Origin of the sequence: Pigmentiphaga daeguensis (assembly GCF_039523035.1) — a bacterium.
GTDB classification, from domain to species: Bacteria; Pseudomonadota; Gammaproteobacteria; order Burkholderiales; family Burkholderiaceae_B; genus Pigmentiphaga; species Pigmentiphaga daeguensis.
This window is the reverse complement of sequence record NZ_BAAAEN010000066.1, coordinates 1-1,506: the sequence shown is the minus strand read 5'-3', so window position 1 is coordinate 1,506 and position 1,506 is coordinate 1. Positions and strand designations below refer to the sequence as shown.

Below are 1,506 nucleotides of genomic sequence, written 5' to 3'. Positions count from 1 at the left end.
AGTCCGCCCTGAACAATTCGGTTCTTAGCAGCAGGGCGGTCGGTTCTCGACCGGAGCGGCGAGCAGTGCTGCAATGACCGGCTGCATCGGCAGGCCGACGCGGACGCAATAAAGCCGCAGCGCGGCCAGGATCAGGCGCAGGTTGTGCCCTGCGCCGCACATCACCGCGTGCAGCGCATCGCCCAGCGCCCCTTTGAGCGGATTGCGGGCGAGCCGCCCGTCCATCTTCATGTGCCCAATGGCCGGCTCGATGGCGCTGCGCCGACGGATCATGGCCTTGAGCGTCCGGGTGATGCCACGCCGTTGTCCCGAGCGCAGGATGCGCACGCCTTCGATCTCCACGCCCCGGTAGCCCTTGTCCACGATGGCTGTGGCGGGTGGCCTGTCCGTGCCGGTGAGGATGCCCACTTGCTCCAGCGTCTCGGCCAGCGTGTGCCCGTCATAGGGGTTGCCCGGCATGGAGCGCATGCCCACCACCAGGCCCTCCTTCAACGTGGTGGCGATGCTGACCTTCACACCGAACTCGTACGGTGTCCTGGCTTTGCCTTTGCTGATGCACTCCACCTCGGGCGCGTGCAGGGCGTACAGCTTGTTCTTGTCCTTCGTGCGCTGGGTCAGGATGCGGCCGGTGCGCTGCAGCAGGTCCTGCACCTTGGCCTGGGCCGCTTCGGGCAGCACATGCAACTGGCGCTGCACCTCACGATGCACGCGGCCCACACGGGTGCGCAGCGTGCGCACGGCCTTCTTCATGCGCTTGAACTGCTTGGCGTGCGCGTAGCGACCGATCTGTGCGGCCAGCCGAGGGGCCACGCGGTTGTAGTTCTGGCGCAGCCGCAGTCCGTTGTCCTCGGCGACCTTGACCAGGTGCTGGCGGCTCTTGTCCAACAGCCGGCTGTCGGTGGGATGGGCGATGGCCTTGGGCATGACGGTGGTGTCCACGATCACCTGCTGCGTGCTGGCCTTGCGGATGACGCCACCACGCCGGGCAGCATCGATGCTGGCCGCAAGCAGCGTTTCCACCCCTTCTTCTCCAATGCGTTTTCTCCAGCGCGTCAGACTGGACGGGTCGATGGGCAGTTCGGTCTGCAGATAGGTCTCGCCACAGAAGAACTGCCAGTACGGGTTCTCCACCCAGGTGTTGACCACGGCTTCGTCGGAAGCATTGAAGGTGTGCTGCAGGTACAGCAGCCCGGCAACCAGGCGCGGCGCCAACGCGGGCCTGCCTCGGCCGGAAGTGAACGACAGCGCGAACGTGCGCTCAATCTCGGCCCAGTCGATCAGCGCGGCCAGTCTGACCAGCGGGTGCTGCATGTTGATCTGCTCGTCCAGCCTTGGACGGAACAGCTCGGCCGTTTGCGGCTGCGAAGGCTTTGGACCCATGGGATTCTTTGGAGGAATTTGCAAGAAAACAGGCACTGGCAAAACCATACCTTGCAAATCCCGGGCCCATCAATCAGCAGAACCACGTTTCAGATCAAGGGATTGCGCATTGTTCAGGGCGGACTA

1 protein-coding gene is annotated in these 1,506 nt (G+C 64.5%); it reads right to left on the bottom strand.

The features are described 5' to 3' along the window. Nucleotides 1-24: 24 nt before the first annotated feature. A complete protein-coding gene (locus tag ABD104_RS30090; protein ID WP_338617978.1) occupies nt 25-1,380 on the bottom strand; it encodes an IS5 family transposase in 1,356 nt (451 codons plus the stop codon). Between the last annotated feature and the right edge of the window lie 126 nt (nt 1,381-1,506).

Excerpts from the sequence above, each read along its gene's own strand:
- ABD104_RS30090 (WP_338617978.1), bottom strand. The coding sequence starts at position 1,380 with ATGGGTCCAAAGCCTTCGCAGCCGCAAACGGCCGAGCTGTTCCGTCCA.